Below are 16,916 nucleotides of genomic sequence, written 5' to 3'. Positions count from 1 at the left end.
ATTGAACCGGGGTCGCCCGCGCTGTCGCGCGGCCCCGGCCTGTTTAGCAACCTTGTTTAGCGTGGCGGCAAGCCGGCCGGCTCAAATGACCACGTCGATCCGTTTCGCTTACTCCCGTGCCGGGCGGGCCGTCAAGCGGACTTCTGCCGACCAGCACTTGGCCAGCACTTGGCCATCCAGCACTTGGCGTCGTCGGATGCCTCCGCTAAAGCCATCACACGGTTGGCGCGCAGCGACGGAGCGGCAGAGTGGCGGAGTCAGGTCTGAGCGGCGAGGGCATTCTGCCCGGCCACGCCATCGAGGCGCTGGCCGCGGGCGGCGCCATTCGCAGCACCCGCCCGTTCGATGCCGACCAGGTGCAGCCGGCCAGCCTCGACCTGCGGCTCGGCCCGGTGGCCTGGCGCATCCGCGCCAGCTTCCTGCCCGGCCCCGGCGAGACGGTGGCGGACCGCCTGACCCGGCTCGGCCTGCATAAGCTCGACCTCACCGGCGGCGAGGTGCTGGAGACGGGCTGCGTCTATCTCGTCGAGCTGGAAGAAGCGCTGGCGCTGCCCGCCGACATCGCCGCCTCGGCCAATCCGAAAAGCTCCACTGGCCGGCTCGACGTGTTCACCCGCGTCATCGCCGACCGTTCGCGCGCCTTCGACATCGTGCCCGCCGGCTATGCCGGCAAGCTCTATCTGGAAATCAGCCCGCGCACCTTTCCCATTCTGGTGCGGCAGGGCTCGCGCCTGTCGCAGATCCGCTTCCGGCGGGGGGATGCGCGGCTCGACGAGGCCGGCATCGCCTCCCTCAACGCCGCCGAGCGACTGGTCGACAGCCCCGAGCCTGACGTGGCCGGCGGCGGCATCGCGGTGAGCGTCGATCTCTCCGGCGAGGGCTTTGGCGGCCTGCTCGGCTTCCGCGCCAAGCGCCACACCGGGGTCATCGATGTCGACCGCCGCGCCGCCTGCGAGGTCGAGGATTTCTGGGAGCCGCTGGTGACGCGCGGCCGGCGCGAGCTGGTGCTGGACCCCGACGCCTTCTACATCCTCGCCTCCAAGGAGGCGGTGCATGTGCCGCCCGGCCATGCGGCGGAGATGGTGCCGTTCGACCCGCTGGTGGGCGAGTTCCGCGTGCATTATGCCGGCTTCTTCGACCCCGGCTTCGGCCATGACGCCGCCGGCGGGCGCGGCGCCCGCGCCGTGCTGGAAGTGCGCTCGCGCGAGGTGCCGTTCATTCTCGAAGACGGGCAGATCGTCGGCCGGCTGGTCTATGAGACCATGCTGGAGCGCCCCCGCACCCTCTATGGCGAGGGCCTCGGCTCCAATTATCAGGCGCAGGGGCTGAAACTCTCCAAGCATTTCAAGGCCTGGACGCGGGACTGAGGGGACGGGGCCCCTATGCCGTCATCCCCGAGCCATCCGCGCACGCACCGTCATCCTGAGGTGCGAGCGCAGCGAGCCTCGAAGGATGGAGGTAGGGGCGGGGCTCCGCGACATCCTTCGAGGCCCGGCCGATGGCCGGGCACCTCAGGATGACGGTGTGCCTGCGGGAAGCGATCCCGGCTCTTGCTTCGCGCGGCCGGGATGATGGTGTGAGAACGGCGGGATGCCCGCCCTTGCATCCTCACCCCGCCGGCGGGTCGCGCCCTTCCACGAAGGCGCGCAGCAGATGATGCGCGATCGCCATGCGCGGCGGGGCGATCAGCCCCTCCGGATGGGTGCGGGTGAGCAGCAGCCGCGCTTCCTCGCGCGGGAACCAGCGTGCGGCTTCCAGCTCGTTCGGATCGATCGCGATCTCCCGCGACGCCGCCTGCGCGTGGAAGCCGGTCATGATCGACATCGGGAACGGCCAGGGCTGCGAACACAGATAGCGCACCGCGCCGGTGGCGATGCCGGCCTCTTCCAGCGTCTCGCGCCGCACCGCGTCCTCGAAGGTCTCGCCGGGTTCGACGAAGCCGGCGAGGCAGGACCACATGCCGGGCGCGAAGCGGGCGGAACGGCCGAGCAGGCACTCATCGCCATCGACGGTGAGCATGATGACGACCGGATCGGTGCGCGGAAAATGCTGCGCGCCGCAACTCGGGCAGTCACGCCGCCAGCCGGCCTCGGCCATGGCGAGCCGCCCGCCGCAATTGGAGCAGAAGCTGCGCCGCGCGTGCCAGGCGAGCATCGCCTTGGCGGTGGCGAGCTGGCCAGTCTCCTCGACGCTGGTGAGTTCGCGCACCGCGATGGCGCGCAGGTCGATGACGAAGAGGTCCGGCCGCGCTTCCGGCCGCTCGGTCAGGGCGCCGAGAGCGGGGGCGGGAAGCGGCAGGACGAGATGCGGCACCTCGCCTTCCAACCCGAGCAGGCAGGCTTCATTCAGCCGCCCGCCCAGCGCGACGGCGTCTTCGAGCGCAAACAGCGCGGTGCAGGAGCCCGGCCCCTCTTCCATGCCGGCGATGAAGCCGGGCAGGCGGCGCAGCACGACGCTCTCGCCGGAAATCAGGCAGGCGCGGGCGCGTGGATCGGCGCGGAAACGCTCCATCTCGCCGCGCCGCAGCCCGGCCCGGTCGAGCCGGGAGCCGGTATAGCCGAGATGCGGCCACAGGCCGAGCGAAGTGTCGTCGGTGGAGGCAACGCCGCTCATGCCGCCAGCGCCTCACGCAGCCGCGCCGCCAGCATCAAGGCCTGCGGTGCCGCATAGGTCTGGCGCTCGCCACCCGCGCCCCACACCGCGCCGGGCCAGGCGGCATCCCGCTCGAAGCGGGCGATGACATGGATGTGCAGCTGGCGCACCATATTGCCGAGCGCGGCGACGTTCAGCTTGTCGCAGTGGGTGAGCGACTTCAGCGCCCGGCTCACCGCGTCGATCTCGCCCCACAGGGTGGCGCGGGCCGCGTCGTCGAGGTCGATCAGCTCGGCGAGGCCGGGGCGGCGCGGCACCAGGATGACCCAGGGAAACCGGGCATCGTCCATCAGCCGCACGCTGGCGAGGGCAAGGTCGAGAACGGGGAAGCTGTCGCCCTCAAGGCGCGGGTCGAGAACGAAGGTCGAGGCGTCGCTCATGCGGGCGCTAAGCTCCCCATGCCCGCCGGCTGCGGGCGCGGGAAAGCTATAGCCCTCACTGGCCCGCCTTTCCATCGCCGCGCGCGGGGGGCGATGCCGACCTGCAATGCAGCAACAGCATTTGTCGTGCGCGTCACTTTGTCCTAGAGAGAAGGCAGCGTTCCCCCGCCGAAGCAGCGTGCCATGTCCCTCTCCGTGCCGGCCGATTCCCTGCGCCGCACCGCCATGCCGGTGCTGGTGGCGCTGAGCGCCGCCCATTTCCTCAACGACATGATCCAGTCGCTGATTCCGGCGATCTACCCGCTGATCAAGAGCGCCTATGCGCTCGATTTCGGCCAGATCGGCATCATCACCCTGACCTTCCAGATTTCCGCCTCGCTGCTGCAGCCGCTGATCGGGCTCTATACCGACCGGCATCCGCTGCCCTATTCCACCGTGGCGGGGATGGGGTTCACGCTTCTCGGCCTCATCGGCCTCGCCCATGCCGGCACCTACCCGCTGCTGCTGGTGTCGGCGGCCTTTGTCGGCATCGGCTCGTCGATCTTCCACCCGGAGGCGACGCGCATGGCGCGCAAGGCCTCGGGCGGGCGGCACGGCTTCGCGCAGGGGCTGTTTCAGGTCGGCGGACAGACCGGCGGTGCCATCGGGCCGCTGCTGGCGGCGTTCATCATCGTGCCGAACGGCCAGTCGAGCCTCGCCTGGTTCTGCGCTGCCGCGCTCGTCGCCATGCCGCTGCTCACCTGGACCGCCCGCCACAGCGCGCTCGCCGTGCCGGTGCGGTCGGAAGGGCACCGGGGCGAGCCTGACGTGCCGCACCGCCCGTTCCGCGAAGTGGCGTTTCCGCTGGCGGTGCTGATCGTGCTGCTGTGCTCGAAGACCGCCTATACTGCCAGTTTCACCTCCTTCTACACCTTCTACCTGATCGAGCGTTTCGGCGTGTCGGTGCAGGCCTCGCAGCTGATGCTGTTCCTGTTCCTCGTCTCCTCGGCGGCGGGGGTGCTGTTCGGCGGCATGCTGGGCGACCGGATCGGCCGCAACAAGATCATCTGGTTCTCGATCCTCGGCGCGCTGCCCTTCACGCTGGCGCTGCCCTATGCCGGGCTCGCCGGCACGGCGGCGCTGACCATCGTCATCAACCTCATCATGTCGAGCGCCTTCGCCGCCATCCTCGTCTACGCCATCGAGCTGATGCCGCACCGCATCGGGCTGGTCGGCGGGTTCTTCTATGGGCTGGTGTTCGGCCTTGGCGGGCTGGCGGCGGCGGCGCTGGGCGTGTTCGCCGACCGCTACGGCATCGACGCGGTGTATCAGGCCTGCGCCTTCCTGCCCGCCTTCGGCCTGCTGGCCTTTCTCCTGCCGAGCCTGCGCGGCGCGCGGGTGTCCTGACCCCGCGCGCCCGGCACATACCGTAGCGCCGCCTCAGGCGGCGTTGGCCTCGTCATCGGCGTCCAGCACCTGCAACAGCGCGCGGCGGATGGCGGAATGGCGCGCCGCGCCCATGATCTTCGCCCCCATCAGATCGGTGACGTAGAACACGTCCACCGCCCGCTCGCCAAAGGTGGCGATGTGCGCCGAGGCGATGTTGAGGTTGAGCCGCGACAGCGTCTGGGTCAGGCCGTAGAGCAGGCCCGGCCGGTCGAGCCCGGACACTTCGATCACGGTGTGGCGGTTCGACCAGGAATTGTTGAGCGTGACCTCGGGCTCCACGGTGAAGGCGCGCGGCCGCCGCGGGATGCGGCGGGCGACCACTTCCGGCAGCCGGATCTCGCCGGCCAGCGACTTCTCGATGGCGGAGGCGATGCGATCGGCGCGGCGCATCTCGTCCTCGTCCTGCTCGAAGGCGCGGGTGAGCGAAATGGTGTCGAGCGCCCGCCCGTCCGTGGTGGTGCTGATCTGCGCGTCGACAATGTGCGCCCCGGCGCTGGCGCAGGCGCCGGCGATCACCGCCAGTAGCTTGGGGTGATCGGGCGCGAAGACGGTGAGCTCGGTGATGCCGCGCGTGGGATCGGTGATGGCGCGGGTGGCGAGCGCCTTGCCCTGCGCCTCGGTCTCGCGGATGAAGCGGGCATGCTCCATCTGGTGCTGGCGGTCGGTCTGCAGCCAGTAGGTGGGGTAGTGGCGGCCCATATAGGCGTCGAGGTCGGCCGCGTCCCACTCGGCGAGGGCGCCGCGCAGTTCCGCCTGGGCGCGGGCGACGCGCTGGTTGCGGTTGCTCTCGGAGAAGCCGCCGGTGATGACCGGCTCGGTCTCGTGATAGAGCGTGCGCAGAAGCTGCGACTTCCAGTTGTTCCACACGCCCGGCCCCACGGCGCGGATATCGGCGGTGGTGAGGATGAGCAGCAGCTTCATCCGCTCCAGATTCTGCACCACGCTTGCGAAATTCTCGATCGTCTTGCGGTCGGAGAGGTCGCGCGATTGGGCGATGGTGGACATGGTGAGGTGCTGTTCGATCAACCAGGCCACCGTGTCGGTATCCACCGGGCTGAGGCCGAAACGCGGGCACAGGCGGCGGGCGACGCGGGCGCCGGCGATGGAATGGTCCTCCGGCCGGCCCTTGGCGATGTCGTGCAGCAGCACCGCGATATAGAGCAGCTGCCGGTTCTTGATCGTCGGCATCAGCTCATTGGCGAGGCCGTAATCGGGCCGGTCGCCGCGCTCGATGCGCGAGAGCGCGCCGATGGAGCGGATGAGGTGCTCGTCCACCGTGTAGGAATGATACATGTTGAACTGCATCATCGCGACGATGCGGCCGAATTCCGGGATGAAGCGGCCGAGCACGCCGGTCTCGTTCATCCGCCGCAAGACGATTTCCGGGCTTTCCTTCGAGGTGAGGATCTCGACGAACAGCCGGTTGGCTTCCGGGTTCTCGCGCAGATTGTGGTCGATGAGCTTGAGCGAGCGCGTGGCGAGGCGCATCGCGTCGGGGTGGAAGTTCAGCCCGTGCTTGCCGGCGAGATGGAAGATGCGGATGAGGTTGAGCGGGTCGCGGCCGAAGGCGCTGGAATCGGCGACATTGATGCGGTCATTGTCGACGATGAAATCGGCGCTTTCCTTCAGCGTGCGCCGGCCGGAGCGGCGCAGCCGCGCGATCATCCGGTCGAGCCGCGGCACCGGCTTGTCGTGGCGCTCTTCCAGCGCGGCGGAGACGATGGCGGTGAGGTCGCCGACATCCTTGGCCACGAGGAAATAGTGCTTCATGAAGCGCTCCACATCCTTCAGGCCGGGATGGGAGACATAGCCGAGCCGCTCGGCCATTTCGCGCTGCAGGTCGAAGGAGAGGCGCTCCTCCGGCTTGCCGGCGAGGAAATGCAGGTGGCAGCGCACGGACCAGAGGAAATTCTCGCAGCGGCGGAAGATCTTGGCTTCCTCAGGCGTGAACACGCCCTTGGCCACGAGTTCGCGCGTCTCGTGCACGCGGTAGACATATTTCGCGATCCAGAACAGCGTGTGCAGATCGCGCAGGCCGCCCTTGCCGTCCTTCACATTCGGCTCGACGACATAGCGCGACTGGCCGGCGCGCTTCAGCCGCTCCTCGCGCTCGCCGAGCTTGGCGGCGACGAATTCCGCCGCCGTGCCCTGCACCACCTCCTTGTCGAAGCGGGCGGTCAGCTCCTCGAACAGCGTCTTCTCGCCGATGAGCAGCCGCGCTTCGAGCAGCGCGGTGCGGATGGTCATGTCGCCGCGCGCCTGGCGGATGCACTCATCGACCGAGCGGGTAGAGTGGCCGACCTTGAGCCCCATGTCCCACAGCACGTAGAGAATGGCCTCGGCGACGCTCTCGCCCCAGGCGGTCTGCTTGTAGGGCAGCAGGAAAAGGATGTCTGTGTCCGAGCCCGGCGCCATCAGGCCGCGGCCATAGCCGCCGACGGCGACAATCGCCATGCGCTCGGAGGTGGAGGGATTGTCCGAGGGATAGAGCGTCTTTACCGCCAGCTCGTGCACCAGGGCGATGATCTCGTCCTGCAGGCGCGAGAGCCGCTCGGCGCAGCGACGGCCGGAGCCTTCCACCATCAGCCAGCGCTCGGCGACCTTGTGGCCGTGCTGATAGGCGGCCTTGAGGCGTCGCGCCATCTGCGTGCGCAATTCGATCTCGCGGCCGGACTTGCTGGTGCCGAGCACCTCGCGCGCCAGCGCGGCGAGTTCGACGCGCATGGCGTCGATGTCGAACAGTTCCTTGAAGGGATGGTCGGGGCGGCGGCGGGGTTCGGTCATGGCGGGGTCCGGCTGGTCGGATATCCGCTTTACCCGATCCGCCGGCCGCCGTCATCGTGCGCTGCCGCGCGGGAAGGCCGGCGCAGCCACACGACATGTCCGCACGAGGGCGGACATGGTTCCAAAAACGAGACATGCCCGCCGCGAGGGCGGGCAAGGCTCTCAAACGAGACATGCCCGCCGCGAGGGCGGGCAAGGCTCTCAAACGAGACATGCCCGCCACGAGGGCGGGCATGTCCATCCTGACGGCACGGCAGACGCCGGCGGTCGCTACATGAGGGCCGCGGGCGCGGCCGAACCGTGAGGCGTGGATCAGTTGGTCGTGGTGGTGGTCGCACCCGTGCTCGGGGTTTCCGAACGGGCCTGCTCCAGGCTCTTGAACTCGGGAGCCGCGTTCAGCTCTTCCTTGGTCATCGAGACCACGACCTTCTCGCCATTGTCGGTGGGGGTGGCGGTCAGCGAGTCGAAGGACACTGCGACCGGCTTGGCGCCGATGCCGAGGAAGCCGCCGACATCGATCACCACGGCGATGATCTCGCCTTCGCGCTCGACGATCACGTCGCTGATTGAGCCGAGCTTCTCGTCATTGGCGGTCACCACCTCGGTGCCCATCAGGTCGGAGCCGAGCCACTGGCCCGCGCTCTGGGCGCTGATGAATTTCGGCGTCGCCGGGGTCGCAGTCGCCGAGGCGGCCGGAGCGGCGCTGTCGGTCGAGCCGGCCGTGCCGGGGGTCGGGGTGGTCGCCGGCATTTCGGAGGCCGGGGCCTGCGGGTTGCCGGCATCCGGCTGAACCGGGCTGGCGGCCGGCGGCGTGGTGGTCTCAGGCGCCGGGCTCTGGGCGAAGGCGACCGCGGGGGCGAGCGCCAGGGCAGCGGCGGCGGTGAGTGTCGCGAGCTTGCTGGTCATCGTCTTCTCCGTGTTCGATAATTTCGAAAATCGGACCGATCGTTCGATCCTCTGTTGTAGAAACGAAATAGAACCGGATGAGTTCCCCAACGTAGCGACTTTTCGAAGGTGGTATTTATTTAGGAAAATCTCAACTACGACCGACGAGCGAAGCGTCGGCGACGCAAACCGTCAATTCTTCGGTCGATAGACTTGATTTCGTCACGCCCAGCGCGGAAAGGCAGCCCTTGGGGGTGCGGGTGGCGCGGCTCGGGGCCAGCGGCGCGGGCTCCGGCTGGCTGTTGACGATGACGGGCGCGGGGGCCGTGGCCGGAACCGGCGCCGTCGCGGCGGGGGTCGGCTGCGGCATCGCGTCGAGACGTGCGCCCTTGCCGGCACGATTGACGAGATGCGCCTGCCGGGCACCCAACTCCGGCCCGAAGGCGTCGATGGCGATCGCCTGGGGCGCGGTGCGGGTGAGCGAGCCGGTGGCGAGGGCGCCGGCGGTGAGCGGCACCATGAAGGCGACGCCGGTGATGGCGCCGAGAAGATAGGCGGAGCCTTTGAAAACGCTGTCGGTGCCCCTCATCACTGTTCCCCTTCCCTCCGGCATCCGCAGACAGCCATGCCCGGTCGCGCGACGTGCATCACGTCGCCGCCGCAGTGTTCCGCAGACGATGTTTCGCTGAAATCGGTCCGGCGATTCGTCGCCGGGATCGCAGGGTTAACGCGCGTAAACCGTAACGCGTTCCCGTTCAGGATCACGTTTTCGTGCGCGGCCTGTGCAGTGGGAGGAGGAGAAAACGCCCGGCGCGGTCAGCGCTCGGGCGTCAAATGGCTCTCGGGCACGCTCACCGTGCAGATGAGTCCGGAGGGGGCGAAGTTGAGTTCCACCTTGCCGTCGAGCGCGCGGGCGAGGTTGCGCTCGATCACCAGCGAGCCGAAGCCGCGTCCTTCCGGCTTGGAGACGACGGGGCCGCCGCGCTCCCGCCAGGAGAGCTCGAAGCCCCCGCCGGCCTCCGGCGTGCGCCGGGCCCAGAGGATGTCGACATGGCCGCTCGGCACGGACAGCGCGCCATATTTGGCGGCGTTGGTCGACAGTTCGTGGATGGCGAGGCCGATATTCTGCGCCGCTTCCGGCTTCAGGAACAGGCTCGGCCCCTCGATGGTGAACTGGCTGTTCTCGCGATCGAGGTGATGGCCGAGCTGCGAGCGCACCATGTCGTTCAGCGAGGCGCCGTACCAGCTCTCCTGCACCAGAAGGTCGTGCGACTTGGAGAGGGCCTGCAGGCGGGCGCTGAAAATCTCGACGAAATTGTCGATCGAGCCGGCATGGCGGGCGGTCTGCCGCGCCATGGCCTGGATCACCGCCAGCAGGTTTTTCGAGCGGTGGGTGAGTTCGCGCATCAACAGGCGCAGATGCTGCTCATTCTCCTTGCGCTCGGTGACATCGACGGCGGCGCCGGTGAGGCCCACCGTGGTGCCGGCGAGATCGCGCAGCGGGTCGATATGAATGTCGTACCAGCATTTGCGCCCGCCTTCCTCGATCTCGATCTCGCCCTTGCGCGAGGCGGAGGAGGCGAGGGCGTCGCGCTTGAGCAGGGTCAGCGCCTGCGCCTGCGCCTCGCCGAGCAGATCGGCATCGCTGGAGCCGAGCACCTGCTCCACGGGGAAGCCGAACAGCGGCTTGCTGACCGAGGTGTAGCGGAGCTCGCGGTCCTGGGTGAAGATGGCGACATTGGAGCCGCGCAGCGCCATCTCGTAGCGCTGAAGGGCCGTTGCGAGCTCAAGGGTGAGTCGTCGCTGCTCGCTCACCGCATGGCGCGGTGTCGGCATGTCGATCAGCGCGGCGAAGTTCGACCACAGAGCGATCGCGCCGATCAGGTTGAGCAGGGCGATGCCGATGCGCACGCCCATCGGCAGCAAGGGATAGGTGCTGCCGAAATCGAAGATCACCAGCAGCGAGAGCACGCCGAAAAGCAGCACCAGGGTCGCCAGCAGCAAACCCAGAAGCCGTGTGCGGATCGATAGGTTGCGGCGCAGGAACAGCAGCCGCACCAGGGCCACGAAGATGGCCAGCGACGACAGGACGGTGATCCAGCGTGCCGCGTTGTCGACAAGGGCGATGTCGGGCATTTAGGGGCTCAGGCGCTGGCACGCTGCTCCCGCGGACGGGCGCGTCGCTCGAAGAACAGCGCCTGGCTGATGACGGCGGCGACGGTCGAGGGCTGGAAGGGCTTGGCGATTAGGAAGGCCGGTTCGGGGCGGACACCGGTGAGGAAGCGCTCGGGATAGGCGGTGATGAAGATCACCGGGACCTCGGTGTTCTCGATCAGCTCGTTGACCGCGTCGAGGCCGGACGAGCCATCCGCCAGCTGGATGTCGGCGAGGATGAGGCCAGGCGCCTTGCGGCGGGCGAGATCCACCGCCTCGGTATGGGTGCGGGCGATGCCGGTGACGCGGTGGCCGAGGCCTTCGACCAACCCTTCGAGATCGAGCGCGATGAAGGGCTCATCCTCGATGATCAGCACGTCGGTGGCGATTTCCGCCGCCAGTTCGCGCCCGGCATCGGCGACCAGGTTGCGCAAGGTCGGTACGTCGATGGAGAGGATGCTCGCGGCCTCCTCCTCGGTGAAGCCTTCCAGCGACACCAGCAGGAACGCCTGGCGCACCACCGGGGTGATGTGGCCAAGCCGCCGCTCTCCCTGCAGCGGGGCCGGCGGGGCGTCGAGCTGGGCGTTCAGCGTGACGGAATCCCACAGCCGCGTGAGCAGGGTGTAAAGCGCCACACGGGGATCGATCGAGCGGTCGAGCGTCGAGGGATCGGCGATGAGCGTCTCCAGCATGGCCGTAACATAGGCGTCGCCGGCCGACTGGCTGCCACTGAGCGCGCGCGCATAGCGGCGCAGAAAGGGCAGGTGCTGCGCGACAAGTTGAGAAGTGCTCACTCGCGTCTCCCCGAAGCTGCAAATTGTGAAGCGGCTGATAACGCGCGATGGACCGCGTGGTTCCGGAGTAGGTCAAAAATTTTCGCGATGCACTAGAATTCCTGGAACCGTTTCGCTTCTGGCTCGTTGTGGCCTCGTATGCAGCGACGGAGCCGTCTTCCCTCTCGACCTTTCGGGGGCTCAATGTCGGGAAAGAAAATGATGAGTGACGATCATTCGGAGGGTGCGGCCGCTGCGGCGGACGGCATGTCCTCCTCGCCTCTGGGCGGCGGCAAGGAAACCGCTCTCGGCAGCGAGATACAGGCCAAGATCGGCCAACACCTGCGCGCCATGTATGACGACGTGGTGCGCCAGGGCGTGCCAGACCGTTTCATCGACCTGCTCTCCAAACTCGATAAGGCGGACGGCACGTCTGGCGAGGGTGGAGGGCGCAAGTGAGCCGGTTCGATCCGACTTTGCGCGACGAAATCATCGCCGCCATTCCCAATCTGCGAGCCTTCGCGATCTCGCTTTCGGGCAGCGTCGACCGGGCGGACGATCTGGTGCAGGAGACGCTGCTGCGCGCCTTCGCCAATATTTCCAGCTTCCGGCCCGGCACCAACCTGCCGGCCTGGCTGTTCACCATCCTGCGCAACCTGTTCCGCTCCGAATACCGCAAGAGGCGGCGGGAAGTGCCGGATTCGGACGGCGCCTTCGCCGCGACGCTGACCAGCAATCCCGACCAGAACACTCATCTGGATTTCGAGGATTTCCGCGCCGCGCTCGACCAGCTGCCGCCCGACCAGCGCGAAGCGCTTGTGCTGGTGGGTGCCTCCGGCTTTTCCTATGAGGAAGCCGCCGATATCTGCCAATGCGCGGTCGGCACCATCAAGAGCCGGGTGAACCGGGCGCGCAAGCGGCTCGGCGAAATGCTGGCGCTGGACGATGTCAGCGATTTCGGCCCAGACAAGACCACGCGCGCGGTGCTGGCTGCCGAGCGTACCTGACCTGCCCTCCGGCGGTTCTTCGCCACCCACCGTCGCTCTCACCGGGTGGTTCCTGCACATATCAACAGACCTGTTCGCCTCGCGTCTTGTGCGAGAACGCCCCCGGCTTGCGCCGGGGGCGTTTGCATTGGTGCCACCGAGCGGTTCGGCTTCCGGGCCGAAGCCCGGAAGCCGAGGCTTCAAGGCGCGCGGCCGCGCCGCATGAACCCGAACACCGCCGACACCAGAAACAGGATGATGGCGACGAAGAAGATGATCTTGGCGATTTCGATGGCGGTTCCGGCAATGCCGCCGAAACCGAGAACGGCGGCGATCAGAGCCACCACGAGAAAGGTCAGCGCCCAACCCAGCATGTAAGCCTCCACTTCGCGAGACGGCCGTGGCCGTGTGGCGGGACAACAAATGAGGCGGCTCAGGGTTCCTCGGGCGCGGGACGGGCTCAGATGCGCTTCGCCAGCGAGGGGGCGACGGCGCGGGCTTCCGCCAGCAGGGCGGTGACGATCGGCGTCATCGGCTCGCGGTCGAGCACGACGAGGCCCATCTGGTGCAGCACTTCCGGCCCCTCGATCGGGATGGAGCGGATGCTGGCGGGAAAGGCGAACACATCCGCCAGCGTGTTGGCCACCACGCTCGCCCATTTGCCGGTGCGCACATGCGAGAGAAGAGCGAGCGTCGAATTGGCCTCCAGCATCGGCACCACCGCATGCCCGGCCTCGGCGAGCTGCTTGTCGACGATGCGGCGGTTCTGCATGTCGGGGGTGAGCAGGCACAGCGGCACCCGGCCGATTTCCTCCCAGGTCACCTTGGCCTTGTCGCCGAGCGGCGAGTCGGCGGAGGTGAGGAAGCGATAGCCTTCCTTGTAGAGCGGCACGGTCTGCACCCGCCCGAGCGGGTCGTTGTCGAGATAGGTGATGCCGGCATCGGCCTCCAGATTCTCGATCAGCCGTAGCACCTCGTTGGAGGAGGCGGAAATCAGCGTGAAGCGCACATCGGCGTGCTTGGCGTGGAACGGCGTGGTGAGCTCGGAGAGCATCGGCATGGCGGTGGGGATGGCGGCGATGCGCAGATGGCCGGAAAGCCCCTTGCGCATGCCGGCGATTTCCTGGCGCATGGCGCGCACATCGCCGATGACCCGCCGCGCCCATTGCAGCGCGCGCTCCCCTTCCGGGGTGAAACCGATGAAGCGCGAACCCCGCTCCACCAGCCGGACGCCGAGCTGTTCTTCCAGCTGCTTGAGGCCGGCCGAGAGCGTGGGCTGGGTCACCCCGCAGGATTCGGCGGCACGGCCGAAATGGCGCTCCTTGGCGAGGGCGAGCAGGAGTTCAAAACGGTCGATCACGCGGGACGTTTCCTGACACAGACGATAGAAACATTCTATCAAACTATCAGAAAAGCTTCATCCTGCGAATTGGACGGATTAAAGACCGCCGCGCCCCACCGTCACCCCTCATTCGGCCGCCCCCCGCAGCGGCGGGGTGGGCAGCGTATCCGCCGCGAAGAGATCGGGCGGCGCGGGTGCGCGCGCCGGGCCGTCGGCCTCGAACTCCAGCTGCTCGATGCGCGCGCCGCGTTTGGCGATCTTGTCGGCGGAGGTCAATGCCTGCGCCACGTCGTCGGTCATCTGGCCGAAGTGCTTTTGCAGATTGCCGACGCGGTCGCGCAGGCGGATCACATCGGCGACCAGCTTGCCGCATTCCGTGCGGATGAGGTCGGCCTGCTCGCGCATGCGCGCATCCTTGCAGATGGCCTGCACCACCTGCACGGCGAGCATCAGCAGCGAGGGCGAGACGAGGATGACGCGGGCGCGGAACGCCTGCTGGATGAGATCGTCGAAATGCTCGTGCAATTCGCCATAGACGGATTCGGAGGGCACGAACATCAGCGCCACGTCCTGCGTCTCGCCGCCGACGAGGTAGCGTTCGGCAATGTCCTTCACATGCCGGCCGACATCGGCCTTCAGCCGCGCTTCCGCCGGCTTGCGCGCTTCCGGCGTCGGCGCCTCGCGAAAGGCGGTGATCGCTTCCAGCGGAAATTTGGAATCGACCAGCAGCGGGCGGGTGTCGCCGGGCAGGAAGATGGCGCAGTCGGCGCGCCGTCCATTGGAGAGCGTGTGCTGGAAGGCGAAGCTGTCGCGCGGCAAAGCGTCGGCGATGATCGCCTGCAGCCGCCCTTCGCCGAAGGCGCCGCGCGCCTGCTTGTTGGCCAGCGTCTCGCGCAGGCTCATCACCTGGCCGGAGAGTTCGCCCAGACTCGCCCGCGCCTGATCGACAAGGGCGAGGCGCTCGTTCAGCCGCACGAGGTTTTCGTGCGTGGCCTCGCTCGCCCGCGCCAGACTTTCGCCCATGCGGTGGGAGGAGGCGTCGAGCCGCTCAGCCACGGCGCGGGCGAGGTCGCCCTGGCGCTGGGCCAGCACCTCCGTCATGGACTGCACCCGGCCGATGGTTTCCGCCTGGGTGCGGGCGAGATCGGCGAGGCGTTCCTCCAGCTCGTCGGCGCGGCGCGCCTGCTCGTCCGCCTCAAGCGCGTTCTGCCGGGCGCTGCGCGAGACCGCGCGCAGAACGGCGACGAGCAGCAGAAAGGCGAGCGCACCGGCGCCGGCGAGCGTCTGCGCCAGCGTCACCGGCTGCGTGCCGAGCGTGAACACGATCTGATCCATCGCCGTCTTCTACCAGATTCTGGTCATGGTGCGAACGGAGAGTGAACATCGCTTCGACTCAGGGTAAACCCCGCGTTGACGGAATTCGGCGCGGCGCTTATCTGAACGGCATGTCGATACGTCCGCTCGTGATCCTCCCCGATACCCGCCTGCGCCAGCTCTCCGACCCCGTGCTGCGCGTGGATGCGCGCGTGCGCGCCATCGTCGAGGACATGTTCGAGACCATGTATGACGCCCCCGGCATCGGGCTGGCGGCGATCCAGGTTGGCATTCCCGAGCGCATCGTCACCGTCGATGTCGGCCCGCGCCAGGCGCAGGCGGACGGGGCGGAGGACGAGGAGGCGGAGCGCGAAAAGCACCCGCTGGCGCTGATCAACCCGGAGATCATCGCCTCGTCAGAGGAAATGTCGGTCTATGCCGAGGGCTGTCTGTCGATCCCGGAATATTACGCCGATGTCGAGCGCCCGGCACGGGTGAAGGTCCGCTATATGGACCTCAATGGCGAGACGCAGGAAATGGACGCCGACGGCCTGCTCGCCACCTGCGTGCAGCATGAGATCGACCATCTCAACGGCGTGCTGTTCATCGACCACATCTCCAAGCTCAAGCGCGACCGGGTGATCACCAAGTTCACCAAGCTGGCGAAGAAAGAGCGGGCCTGACCCCGCCGCGCAGGCGACGCGTCGTTTCCCACCTTCCAGCGGAGAGCCGCATGCGCATCGTCTTCATGGGCACGCCCGATTTCGCGGTTTCCACGCTGGTGGAGATCGTCGGCGCCGGCCACGAGGTGGTGGCGGCCTATACGCGCGCGCCGGCGCCGGGCGGGCGGCGCGGGCTCGATCTCGTGCCCTCGCCGGTGCACCGCGCGGCGGAACGGCTCGGCATTCCCGTCCTGACGCCGTCCACCCTGCGCACCGAGGACGCGGCCGCAACCTTCGCCGCGCATGAGGCCGACGCCGCCGTGGTGGTGGCCTATGGGCGCCTTCTCCCGCAGGCGATCCTCGATCTTCCCCCGCTCGGCTGCCTCAACCTGCACGCCTCGCTGCTGCCGCGCTGGCGCGGCGCCGCGCCGATCCAGCGGGCCATTATGGCCGGCGACAGCGAGACCGGCGTCGCGGTCATGAAGATGGAGGCAGGGCTCGATACCGGGCCGGTGGGGCTGGTGGAGCGCGTCGCCATCGGGCCGGACATGACGGCGGGCGAGTTGCACGACCGGCTGATGATCGTCGGCGGCGACCTGATGGCGCGGGCGCTGGCGGCGCTGGAGCGCGGGGCGCTCGGCTTCACGCCGCAGCCGAGCGAGGGCGTGACCTATGCCGCCAAGATCGACAAGAACGAGACCCGCATCGACTGGACCCGGCCGGCGCAGGCGGTGCACGACCATATTCGCGGCCTCTCGCCCTTTCCCGGCGCCTGGTTCGATCTCGACGGCGCGCGGGTGAAAGTGCTGCGCTCGACGCTCGGGGCGGGTGCTGGCGCGCCCGGGACGGTGCTTGACGATGCGCTCACCATCGCCTGCGGAGAGGGCGCGGTACGGCTCGTCGAGGTGCAGAAGGCTGGCAGCCGGGCGATGCCGGCGGATGAGTTTTTGCGCGGCAGCGACCTGACCGCGGGCAGGGTGGTGACATGACGGACATACGCGCTCTCACGGCCGAGGATCACGCGCTCTGGCTGCCGCTCTGGCAGGCCTATCTCGTCTTTTACGAGGCGACGCTGCCGGACGAGGTGACGGCGACCACCTGGCAGCGCCTGCTCGATCCGGCCGAGCCGGTGCATGGCGCGCTGGCCTTCGATGCGGCCGGGAAGGCGGTGGGCCTCACCCACTGGCTGTTCCACCGCTCTACCTGGTCGGTGGGCAATGTATGCTACCTCAACGACCTCTATGTGGACGCCAGCCAGCGCGGGCAGGGCCTCGGCCGCCGGCTGATCGACCATGTCGCGGCGGACGCGGCGGCCAAGGGCAGCCCGAAGGTCTATTGGCTGACGCACGAGACCAACCAGACGGCGCAGCGGCTGTATAACAGCCTCGCCGAGCGCACCGGCTTCATTCAGTACCGCAAGCCGCTCACGGTCTGAGGACGTACCCCTTGCGGCCGTCATCCCGGACGGCCGCAAGGCCGATCCGGGATCGCGTGGTTCAGGGGCGTGTGACATTGACGAGCGATCCAGGCTCTTCGCTCTGCTTCGGCCGGGATGG

The 16,916-nt window shown here is 68.1% G+C and carries 17 protein-coding genes and 1 riboswitch; of the genes, 7 read left to right on the top strand and 10 right to left on the bottom strand.

Going from position 1 to position 16,916, the window contains the following annotated elements:
* Positions 1-22: 22 nt before the first annotated feature.
* A riboswitch (SAM riboswitch) is annotated at positions 23-103 on the bottom strand.
* A gap of 145 nt (positions 104-248) precedes the next feature.
* On the top strand, positions 249-1,367 hold the full coding sequence (locus K9D25_RS02685) for a 2'-deoxycytidine 5'-triphosphate deaminase (RefSeq protein ID WP_244378996.1): 1,119 nt from the start codon (positions 249-251) through the stop codon (positions 1,365-1,367).
* A gap of 241 nt (positions 1,368-1,608) precedes the next feature.
* Here K9D25_RS02685 and nudC read toward each other — a convergent pair whose 3' ends face one another.
* A complete protein-coding gene (gene nudC / locus K9D25_RS02680; RefSeq protein ID WP_244378994.1) occupies positions 1,609-2,613 on the bottom strand; it encodes an NAD(+) diphosphatase in 1,005 nt (334 codons plus the stop codon).
* Positions 2,610-3,032 carry an HIT domain-containing protein gene (locus K9D25_RS02675; RefSeq protein WP_244378992.1) on the bottom strand — a complete coding sequence of 141 codons (423 nt, stop codon included), beginning with the start codon at positions 3,030-3,032 and terminating at the stop codon, positions 2,610-2,612. The genes nudC and K9D25_RS02675 overlap by 4 nt, the downstream gene beginning before the upstream one ends.
* A gap of 183 nt (positions 3,033-3,215) precedes the next feature.
* Here K9D25_RS02675 and K9D25_RS02670 point away from each other — a divergent pair, with 183 nt between their 5' ends.
* Positions 3,216-4,418, top strand: a complete 1,203-nt coding sequence (locus tag K9D25_RS02670; protein WP_244378991.1) for an MFS transporter — start codon at positions 3,216-3,218, stop codon at positions 4,416-4,418.
* Positions 4,419-4,451: 33 nt separating this feature from the next.
* Here the strand turns inward: K9D25_RS02670 and K9D25_RS02665 are convergent, their stop codons facing one another.
* The 5 genes from K9D25_RS02665 to K9D25_RS02645 all read right to left on the bottom strand — a co-directional run bounded on the left by K9D25_RS02665 (position 4,452) and on the right by K9D25_RS02645 (position 11,077).
* The gene (locus K9D25_RS02665) at positions 4,452-7,244 is read right to left on the bottom strand and encodes a [protein-PII] uridylyltransferase (protein ID WP_279613777.1); all 2,793 of its coding nucleotides are present in this window, start codon (positions 7,242-7,244) and stop codon (positions 4,452-4,454) included.
* Between the two features lie 312 nt (positions 7,245-7,556).
* The gene (locus K9D25_RS02660) at positions 7,557-8,150 is read right to left on the bottom strand and encodes a PRC-barrel domain-containing protein (RefSeq protein ID WP_244378990.1); all 594 of its coding nucleotides are present in this window, start codon (positions 8,148-8,150) and stop codon (positions 7,557-7,559) included.
* A gap of 130 nt (positions 8,151-8,280) precedes the next feature.
* The gene (locus K9D25_RS02655; protein ID WP_244378989.1) at positions 8,281-8,718 is read right to left on the bottom strand and encodes a hypothetical protein; all 438 of its coding nucleotides are present in this window, start codon (positions 8,716-8,718) and stop codon (positions 8,281-8,283) included.
* Positions 8,719-8,945: 227 nt separating this feature from the next.
* Positions 8,946-10,265, bottom strand: a complete 1,320-nt coding sequence (locus tag K9D25_RS02650) for a sensor histidine kinase (RefSeq protein ID WP_244378987.1) — start codon at positions 10,263-10,265, stop codon at positions 8,946-8,948.
* 8 nt (positions 10,266-10,273) lie between these two features.
* Complete coding sequence (locus K9D25_RS02645) at positions 10,274-11,077, bottom strand: response regulator (protein WP_244378985.1); 804 nt, start codon at positions 11,075-11,077, stop codon at positions 10,274-10,276.
* A 201-nt stretch (positions 11,078-11,278) separates the two neighbouring features.
* Between K9D25_RS02645 and K9D25_RS02640 the strand changes: the two genes are divergently transcribed.
* Both K9D25_RS02640 and K9D25_RS02635 read left to right on the top strand, forming a co-directional pair.
* Positions 11,279-11,515: a NepR family anti-sigma factor gene (locus tag K9D25_RS02640; protein ID WP_432207907.1), complete on the top strand. Its 237-nt coding sequence runs from the start codon at positions 11,279-11,281 to the stop codon at positions 11,513-11,515.
* Positions 11,512-12,063: a sigma-70 family RNA polymerase sigma factor gene (locus tag K9D25_RS02635; protein ID WP_244378983.1), complete on the top strand. Its 552-nt coding sequence runs from the start codon at positions 11,512-11,514 to the stop codon at positions 12,061-12,063. Before K9D25_RS02640 ends, K9D25_RS02635 begins: the two co-directional genes overlap by 4 nt.
* Before the next feature lie 179 nt (positions 12,064-12,242).
* Here the strand turns inward: K9D25_RS02635 and K9D25_RS02630 are convergent, their stop codons facing one another.
* From K9D25_RS02630 to K9D25_RS02620, 3 genes are all read right to left on the bottom strand, one after another.
* Positions 12,243-12,416: a DUF1328 domain-containing protein gene (locus tag K9D25_RS02630; RefSeq protein WP_018389091.1), complete on the bottom strand. Its 174-nt coding sequence runs from the start codon at positions 12,414-12,416 to the stop codon at positions 12,243-12,245.
* A gap of 86 nt (positions 12,417-12,502) precedes the next feature.
* On the bottom strand, positions 12,503-13,402 hold the full coding sequence (locus K9D25_RS02625) for a LysR family transcriptional regulator (protein ID WP_244378981.1): 900 nt from the start codon (positions 13,400-13,402) through the stop codon (positions 12,503-12,505).
* Positions 13,403-13,510: 108 nt separating this feature from the next.
* On the bottom strand, positions 13,511-14,719 hold the full coding sequence (locus K9D25_RS02620) for a DNA recombination protein RmuC (protein WP_244378979.1): 1,209 nt from the start codon (positions 14,717-14,719) through the stop codon (positions 13,511-13,513).
* 110 nt (positions 14,720-14,829) lie between these two features.
* Here K9D25_RS02620 and def point away from each other — a divergent pair, with 110 nt between their 5' ends.
* From def to K9D25_RS02605, 3 genes are read left to right on the top strand one after another with little or no spacing between them, the layout of a single operon-like run.
* Positions 14,830-15,381, top strand: a complete 552-nt coding sequence (gene def / locus K9D25_RS02615) for a peptide deformylase (RefSeq protein ID WP_244378977.1) — start codon at positions 14,830-14,832, stop codon at positions 15,379-15,381.
* Positions 15,382-15,431: 50 nt separating this feature from the next.
* Positions 15,432-16,349 carry a methionyl-tRNA formyltransferase gene (gene fmt, locus K9D25_RS02610; RefSeq protein ID WP_244378975.1) on the top strand — a complete coding sequence of 306 codons (918 nt, stop codon included), beginning with the start codon at positions 15,432-15,434 and terminating at the stop codon, positions 16,347-16,349.
* Positions 16,346-16,795, top strand: coding sequence for a GNAT family N-acetyltransferase (locus tag K9D25_RS02605; RefSeq protein ID WP_244378973.1), 450 nt, complete (start codon positions 16,346-16,348; stop codon positions 16,793-16,795). Before fmt ends, K9D25_RS02605 begins: the two co-directional genes overlap by 4 nt.
* The last annotated feature ends 121 nt before the right edge of the window (positions 16,796-16,916 follow it).

The sequence above is a fragment of the Ancylobacter polymorphus genome, from assembly GCF_022836935.1.
Classification (GTDB): domain Bacteria; phylum Pseudomonadota; class Alphaproteobacteria; order Rhizobiales; family Xanthobacteraceae; genus Ancylobacter; species Ancylobacter polymorphus_A.
The sequence above is the reverse complement of the archived record's forward strand: the minus strand, read 5'-3'. Positions and strand labels throughout refer to the sequence as shown.